At 33.4% G+C, this 7,477-nt stretch carries 9 protein-coding genes; all 9 read right to left on the reverse strand.

Features of this window, described 5'->3' with window-relative positions:
* Nucleotides 1-552: tRNA dihydrouridine synthase (locus VK998_RS03470; protein ID WP_325225513.1), on the reverse strand; the 552-nt coding region annotated here is incomplete at its 3' end.
* Nucleotides 553-593: 41 nt separating this feature from the next.
* Nucleotides 594-1,367: a type III pantothenate kinase gene (locus VK998_RS03475; RefSeq protein WP_325225516.1), complete on the reverse strand. Its 774-nt coding sequence runs from the start codon at nt 1,365-1,367 to the stop codon at nt 594-596.
* 17 nt (nt 1,368-1,384) lie between these two features.
* A complete protein-coding gene (locus VK998_RS03480) occupies nt 1,385-2,140 on the reverse strand; it encodes an ECF transporter S component (RefSeq protein WP_325225519.1) in 756 nt (251 codons plus the stop codon).
* Nucleotides 2,141-2,379: 239 nt separating this feature from the next.
* Nucleotides 2,380-3,561, reverse strand: a complete 1,182-nt coding sequence (locus VK998_RS03485) for a sodium ion-translocating decarboxylase subunit beta (RefSeq protein ID WP_325225522.1) — start codon at nt 3,559-3,561, stop codon at nt 2,380-2,382.
* 25 nt (nt 3,562-3,586) lie between these two features.
* Nucleotides 3,587-3,994, reverse strand: coding sequence for a DUF2118 domain-containing protein (locus VK998_RS03490; protein WP_325225525.1), 408 nt, complete (start codon nt 3,992-3,994; stop codon nt 3,587-3,589).
* 26 nt (nt 3,995-4,020) lie between these two features.
* Nucleotides 4,021-4,401, reverse strand: a complete 381-nt coding sequence (locus VK998_RS03495) for an OadG family protein (protein ID WP_325225528.1) — start codon at nt 4,399-4,401, stop codon at nt 4,021-4,023.
* A gap of 15 nt (nt 4,402-4,416) precedes the next feature.
* Nucleotides 4,417-5,961, reverse strand: coding sequence for an acyl-CoA carboxylase subunit beta (locus VK998_RS03500; protein WP_325225531.1), 1,545 nt, complete (start codon nt 5,959-5,961; stop codon nt 4,417-4,419).
* A 20-nt stretch (nt 5,962-5,981) separates the two neighbouring features.
* Nucleotides 5,982-6,383, reverse strand: coding sequence for a methylmalonyl-CoA epimerase (mce, locus tag VK998_RS03505; protein WP_325225533.1), 402 nt, complete (start codon nt 6,381-6,383; stop codon nt 5,982-5,984).
* Nucleotides 6,384-6,396: 13 nt separating this feature from the next.
* A complete protein-coding gene (gene meaB, locus VK998_RS03510) occupies nt 6,397-7,329 on the reverse strand; it encodes a methylmalonyl Co-A mutase-associated GTPase MeaB (protein ID WP_325225536.1) in 933 nt (310 codons plus the stop codon).
* Between the last annotated feature and the right edge of the window lie 148 nt (nt 7,330-7,477).

A 7,477-nucleotide genomic window follows, 5' to 3' on the forward strand; every position in this document is an offset into this window, starting at 1 on the left:
ATCCGCTTTTCCTGAATAAAACATATCTCTGGTTCTACCATGAATCGTTAAAGCAGATACACCCTCCTTTTCAGCTATCCTACCCACTTCAATACCATTTATGCTATTATAGTCCCAGCCCATTCTGATCTTCAATGTTACAGGTTTATTTGACACTTTTACTATTTCTTTCAATATAGTTTTAATTAATGATGGATTTTTAAGCAATGCAGCTCCATCTCCATTTTTGACAATTTTAGGGGCTGGGCAACCCATGTTTATGTCTAGTATATCTATATCTTCCCTAGGATTGATATATTCTTCTACTACTTTTGCCATTATATAAGGATCAGAACCAAACATTTGTAAAGCAACAGGGCTTTCTTTTGAATCTATATCCGTTAATCTTTTTGTTTTTTCATCTTGATAATAAATTCCCTTACTGCTTATCATCTCAGAAACTACCAGTCCAGCCCCCATTTCTTTACAAATAATTCTATAAGCTTTATCTGTAATTCCTGCCATTGGTGCTAATACTATATTATTTTCTAAATTTATATTACCAATCTTCATTCTATCACCTTTGTTGATTATTAGAAAAAGTAGCCTCTTGGCTACTTGTTTCTTCCATATATTATACGGAGCCCTTCAAGGGTTAATAACTTGTCAATTTTATTAATATATTTGCTTTCGCTGGCAATTAAAGAAGAAAATCCTCCTGTACCAACTACTGTTTTTACTTTTCCCTCTTCCTTTAATTCTTCTACCATTCTTTCTATAATAGAATCTACTAGACCAATATAACCATATACTAAACCAGATTGGATGCTGTTAACCGTATTTTTTGCTATTACAGATCTAGGTTTGGCTATTTCTACTTTTGGTAATTTTGCGGTTCTTAAAAATAATGCTTCGCTAGAGATTTTAATTCCTGGTGTTATTGCGCCTCCTAAATAATCTCCATCTTTTGAAATGGCACAGAAAGTAATAGCTGTACCAAAATCCACTATTATTAAAGGACCACCATATTTTTCATATCCGGCTACTGCATTTACAATTCTATCTGCTCCCACTTCTCTTGGATTGTCATATTTTATATTCATACCTGTTTTAACACCAGGACCAACTATTATTGGTTCGTTGCTAAAATATTTTATACTCATTGCCGATAAAGTATGCATTAAAGTTGGAACTACAGATGAAATAATTACATCTTCTACATCCTTTGGACAAAGGCCATGATATTTAAAAATCTGTTCGAATAACAAGCCATATTCATCTGAAGTCTTATCTTTATAAGTGGCTATTCTCCAATCGTATAATAACTTATTTTCTTTATATACTCCAAATACTATATTAGTATTACCTACATCAACAACTAATAACATCCACTTCACCATCCAATCTATTTGCTTCTGCTTTTTAATCCAGTCACTACATTAGTAACTACTATAATTGCAATTATTATTTCTGGTATACCGTTTGCAACTCCAATTCCAATTATAACTTTTCTCGCCATATCTACACTTTGTCCTAGACCTTCTACAAATTGCTCTCCAAAAAGAATATAGATAGCAAACAATACACCTACTGTATTAGTTAATGTCCCCATAATTGTAGCTACTATAATATCAATAGCTTTGTTTTTTAGTTTTTTATTAACATAAATTCCTATTAATATTGTCAATATAATCAATACAGCATTAATTAATATAGGCCATATGCTTTTATAATCTATAATATTTATATAAGCTCCATATACTAGATAGCCAATTGCACCTATCCATATTATATTTAAAATCCAAAGTGATCTTTTATCTCCTAAATCTTTTATAAATTTATATACATAATGGGTTATTACACCTATTAATACCCTAGGCAATACAGATACTATAGGGTTTAAGAATACAAAAGATACAGGGGTAGGATTAGTTGCAGCTTGAAATATACTAAACAAACCAAATATTAACCCTATTAATCCTCCAACTAAAGGTCCTTCCATTATTGCACCAATAATTACCGGTATATGCATTATAGTTGCTCTAGTCGGTCCTACTGGAATAAAACCCAAAGGTGTCATACCTAATACTATAGAAATAGCACCTAATATTCCTACGATAGCCATTCTTTTAATAGATAAATTTTTCTTTACTTTTTCCATAATCATCCCTCCGCTCCAGTTCCTTTCGGATACCAGTCGTTATTTTTATCTTGATTATTATTAAATTATGTTCAGCTCTTATAAGACAAAACTTTCATATTCGTTATAAAAGATGCTGACAAGATACAAGTTTATTATAATTTTTCTTATATAGATTTTCAAGCTTTTTTTATATTTACTAAAAATATTATTTATAATTCAAAATGAAACGTGACAGGGTCCTGTCACGTTTCTTATGCCTACCCTCCAAAGAACATCAATAACAATCCTGCTGCTATTGCTGAACCTATAACCCCTGCTACATTTGGTCCCATAGCATGCATTAATAAAAAGTTTCTTGGGTTAGCTTCTTGTCCAACTTTTTGTACGACTCTTGATGCCATTGGTACTGCTGATACTCCTGCTGCTCCTATTAATGGATTTACTTTGCCACCTGTTGCTTTACACATTATTTTTCCAAACAACACTCCTGTTGCAGTTCCTACGGAAAAAGCTATTAAACCTAATGCTATTATCTTTAGTGTATCAGGTGATAAGAAGGTTTCTGCATTGGCTGTAGCTCCTACAGTTAATCCTAAAAATATGGTTACTATATTTATTAATTCGTTTTGAATTGTCTTGGATAGTCTTTCTACTACTCCTGATTCTCGAATCAAATTTCCTAGCATTAGCATCCCTACTAATGGTCCTGCTGATGGTAATAATAATACTACGAATACTGTAACTATTATTGGAAATATTATCTTTTCTTTTTTGGATACTGGACGTAGTTGTTCCATTTTTATTTTTCTTTCTTCTTCAGTTGTCAAAGCTTTCATTATTGGCGGTTGTATTATTGGTACTAATGCCATATAAGAGTAAGCTGCTACTGCTATAGGCCCTAATAAATGATCTGCTAGCTGGCTCGTTAAATAAAGGGCTGTTGGACCATCTGCTCCTCCTATTATTGCTATACTTGCTGATTCTGGTCCTGTAAAACCTAATATTATTGCTCCTACAAATGTAAAGAATATACCAAATTGAGCAGCAGCTCCTAATAAAACACTTTTTGGATTTGCAATTAAGGGTCCAAAGTCGGTCATAGCTCCTACTCCCATAAATATTAATGGTGGATATATGCCTAATTTTACTCCTTGGTATAGGTAGTATAGTAATCCTCCTAGTTCTTTTGTTTCCGATACCATTTTACCTGTAGTTGGATCTGTTACAATTTCAACTATCGGTTCCTTCATCAAACCTGCTAATGGAAGGTTTGCAAGTAACATCCCAAAAGCTATTGGTACTAATAGAAGTGGCTCGAATTCTTTTTTTATGGCAAGGTAAAGAAGAACAAAGGATACTAGAAGCATTATAATTTGTCCGCCAGTGATTTCGGCAAATCCGGTGCTCTGTAAAAAATCCTTTAATATATCTATTAGCATTTAATTTACCTTCCTTTCATTTATGTTATTCTAATATTATTAACTTGTCTCCAGTGTTTACAGAAGCTCCTTTTGTGACTACTATACTTGATACTTTCCCATCTCTTGGTGCAACTACTTCGTTTTCCATCTTCATGGCCTCAAGGATTGCTAGTACTTGTCCTTCTTCTACTGTATCTCCTTCGTTTACATTTATACTAAGTATGGTTCCTGGCATTGGTGCTTCTACTGTTTCTGAACCTTCTTTTATTACTACTTCTTTTTTCTCTTCTACTTTTGGTGCTGGTTGTGGTGCGGCTGCCTTTTTAGCTGTTGGTTTTGGTGTTGAAGCTGGTTGAGATGCTAAATTTTGTGTGGTTGTTGTCCCATCTGTTACCTCTTCTACTTCTACTTCGTATTGATTACCGTTCACATTTATTATAAATTTTCTCATTTTTTATACCTCCTATTGTATATTTATTATAATTTCTCAAGTATTTGTTCTCTTCTACCTGCTTCTGACCAAGCTGGGGTAGTTGGAGAAATTCTTTTTATGGTCTTTATATTGATTTGAGGAATTGTTGTGCCTAAACTTGCTGCTATTGCTGCTGCTATTACTGCTACCAATTCTTCATCTTCTACTGTTTCTTTAGTGAATGTTTCTTTCTTTTCTGTTGTTTTTTCTCCTATAGAGGCATTTGATTTGCTAATTTCTTTTTCTTCTTTTTTATCTTTTTTACCATTTATGGTTACTCTTAATATTTCTATTAAATAGGATATAGCTACAAGTACTATAAATACAACTACCATACTAAATATGGTTATTATCAAGCTATCTCCTATAGATACTATGTCTCCCAAGTTTTATCACCTCTTCTATACTGGTAGATTCCCATGTTTCTTTTTAGGGTTAGTTTCTCTTTTGCTTTCAAGCATGTCGAATGCTGATATTAATCTTGGTCTTGTTATGCTTGGCACTATTACATCATCTATGAATCCTCTCTTTGCTGCTATATAAGGATTTGCTACAGTGTCTCTATATTCTTCAATTTTTTGTTGTCTTGTTTCCATTGGGTCTTCTGAATTTTTTATGTCGTTTTTAAATATTATATTTGCTGCTCCTTCTGGTCCCATTACTGCTATTTCTGCATTTGGCCATGCTAATACTTGGTCTGCTCCTAAATCTTTACTACACATGGCAAGATATGCTCCTCCGTAGGCTTTTCTTACTATTAAAGTAACTTTTGGTACTGTGGCTTCACTGTAAGCATAAAGCATTTTTGCCCCATGTCTTATTATCCCACCATATTCTTGATCTGTGCCTGGTAAAAATCCTGGTACGTCTACTAGGTTGAGTAAAGGTATATTAAAGGCATCGCAAGTTCTTATGAATCTTCCTGCTTTATCGGAGGCGTTTATGTCTAAGCATCCTGCTAAAACTCTTGGTTGATTTCCTATTACTCCTACTGTTTTACCGTTTAGTCTTATGTATCCTGTTATTATGTTTTGGGCATAGTAGGGTTGTACTTCAAAGAATTCTTGGTTATCTGCTAATAGTTTTATTATTTCTTTCATGTCATAGGGTTTGTTCGGATTTACTGGTACTATTTCATTTAAGCTTTCTTCTACTCTATTTATATCATCATTACATTCATATATTGGTGGCGCTTCTAAGTTATTAGATGGTAGATAGCTTAGTAATGTTCTTATCCTTTTTATGCTTTCTTCTTCATTTTCATCCATAAAATGGGCTACTCCAGATATTTTATTGTGAGTATTAGCTCCACCTAGTTCTTCCTGGGTTACATCTTCTCCTGTTACTGTTTTTATTACTTGTGGTCCTGTTATAAACATCATACTGGTTTTATCTACCATGAATATAAAGTCTGTTAAGGCTGGAGAATATACAGCTCCTCCTGCACTTGGTCCCATTATTGCTGATATTTGAGGAATTACTCCAGAGGCTAATGTGTTTCTATAAAATATCTTTCCGTATCCCGAAAGAGCATCTACTCCTTCTTGAATTCTAGCTCCTCCTGAATCGTTAAATCCTACAATAGGGGCTCCCATCTTTAGAGCCATCTCTTGTACTTTGCATATTTTATTTGCATGCATCTCCCCTAAAGAACCACCTCGTACTGTAAAGTCTTGGGCATAAACAAATACTAGTCTTCCATCTACTGTGCCATATCCTGTTACCACTCCATCGGCTTCTGCTTCTATATTTTCCATTCCAAAGTTTATAGATCTGTGTTTTACGAAAGCGTCTATTTCTATAAAACTTTCTTCGTCTAATAGTAGATTGATTCTTTCACGGGCTGTTAATTTCCCTCTTTCATGTTGTTTTGCTATTCTTTTCTCCCCTCCACCAAGTTCTATTTTTCTCTTGGCTTCAAGGAGCTTTTCAATTTTTTCCTTCATTTTTGCCCTCCTTTTGGTCTTTATTGTCTTTCACAAAGTTCTATCAATACTCCAAAGGTTGATTTTGGATGTAAAAAGGCAATTTTTGCCCCTCCTGCACCATATCTTGGTTTTTCATCTATAAGCTTAATTCCTTTTTCTTTTAATTCTTCTATTGCCTTTTCTATATCGTCTACTCTATAGGCAATATGTTGAATACCTTCTCCTCTTTTTTCAATGAATTTTGCTATAGGTCCATTTTCTTCTGTGGATTCTAATAGTTCTACTTCTGTGTCCCCTATAGGTAAAAAAGCTACTTTTACCTTTTGTTCTTCTACTTCTTCTGTACTTATACATTTTATACCTAGTACTTCTTCATAAAACTTTAAAGATTCATCTAAATCTTTTACAGCTATTCCTATATGGTCAACCTTCTTTACCATATAATCCCTCCTATTATTTAATGATTTCTAATATTTTATCCTTTGCTGTGTAAGGATCTAATCCTTTTAATATAATCTCTTGTGTTAAATTATCTAGTAGATTTTCCTCTAATGCTTTGTCCATTATTAATCCCATTAATTCTTCTTCTACCAATTTAACTATTTCTAATTTAGTGTTTCTTTTTCTTCTTTCTATTAGTTCTTCTGTTTCTTCTAGATAGTTTCTATGTGCCATCAACTTTTCTATTAATTTGTCTATATTTTCGTTTTTGCTAGCTGATACTTTTACTACAGGTGGCCTATAGTCTTTGCTTTCATTTAAGTCTAAATTCATCTCTATTTCTATTTGGGTTTTATCTGCTCCAGATAAATCTGCTTTGTTAATAGCGAATACATCTGCTATTTCCATTATACCTGCTTTTATGGCTTGTATATCGTCTCCTAAGTTTGGCACCATAACCATTAGTACAGTATCTGCTGTTTTAACTATGTCTACTTCCGATTGACCTACTCCTACTGTTTCTATAAATATATAGTCTACACCATAGATATCTAATACCTTTGCTGCTCCCCAAGTTGCTTTAGACATTCCTCCAAGAGAACCTCTAGTTCCCATACTTCTCATAAACACACCGTCATCTAATGCTAAATCATTCATTCGAATCCTATCTCCTAAAATTGCTCCTCCTGAAAAGGGACTTGTTGGGTCTATGGCTATTATTCCAACTTTTTTCCCTTTTTTCCTAAGCTCTTTTGTTAATTTATCTGTAAGGGTAGATTTACCACTGCCAGGAGGTCCTGTAATTCCAATTACATAGGCACCTCCTGTGTGTTTATATAATTTCTTAATTATTTCTATGGCTTCTTCATCATTGTTCTCTAACATAGTGATTAGTCTAGCACATGCTCTTTTATCCCCGTTTAGAAGTCTTTCTTCTATATTCAATCAAAGCACCACCTAAATTTATCTTTTTAAATTATTGCTAATATATTCTATAACTTCCTTAGTGGGTGTTCCTGGAGTAAATATAGCTTCTATACCTGCTTCTTTTAATTTAGGTATATCGTCTTCTGGTATCACTCCACCACCAATA

Source organism: Schnuerera sp. (assembly GCF_035459645.1).
GTDB lineage: Bacteria > Bacillota > Clostridia > Tissierellales > Tepidimicrobiaceae > Schnuerera.

Coding starts and splice junctions, on each gene's coding strand:
- VK998_RS03485 (WP_325225522.1), bottom strand. CDS start 3,561: ATGCTAATAGATATATTAAAGGATTTTTTACAGAGCACCGGATTTGCC.
- VK998_RS03480 (WP_325225519.1), bottom strand. CDS start 2,140: ATGGAAAAAGTAAAGAAAAATTTATCTATTAAAAGAATGGCTATCGTA.
- VK998_RS03490 (WP_325225525.1), bottom strand. CDS start 3,994: ATGAGAAAATTTATAATAAATGTGAACGGTAATCAATACGAAGTAGAA.
- mce (WP_325225533.1), bottom strand. CDS start 6,383: ATGGTAAAGAAGGTTGACCATATAGGAATAGCTGTAAAAGATTTAGAT.
- VK998_RS03500 (WP_325225531.1), bottom strand. CDS start 5,961: ATGAAGGAAAAAATTGAAAAGCTCCTTGAAGCCAAGAGAAAAATAGAA.
- VK998_RS03475 (WP_325225516.1), bottom strand. CDS start 1,367: ATGTTATTAGTTGTTGATGTAGGTAATACTAATATAGTATTTGGAGTA.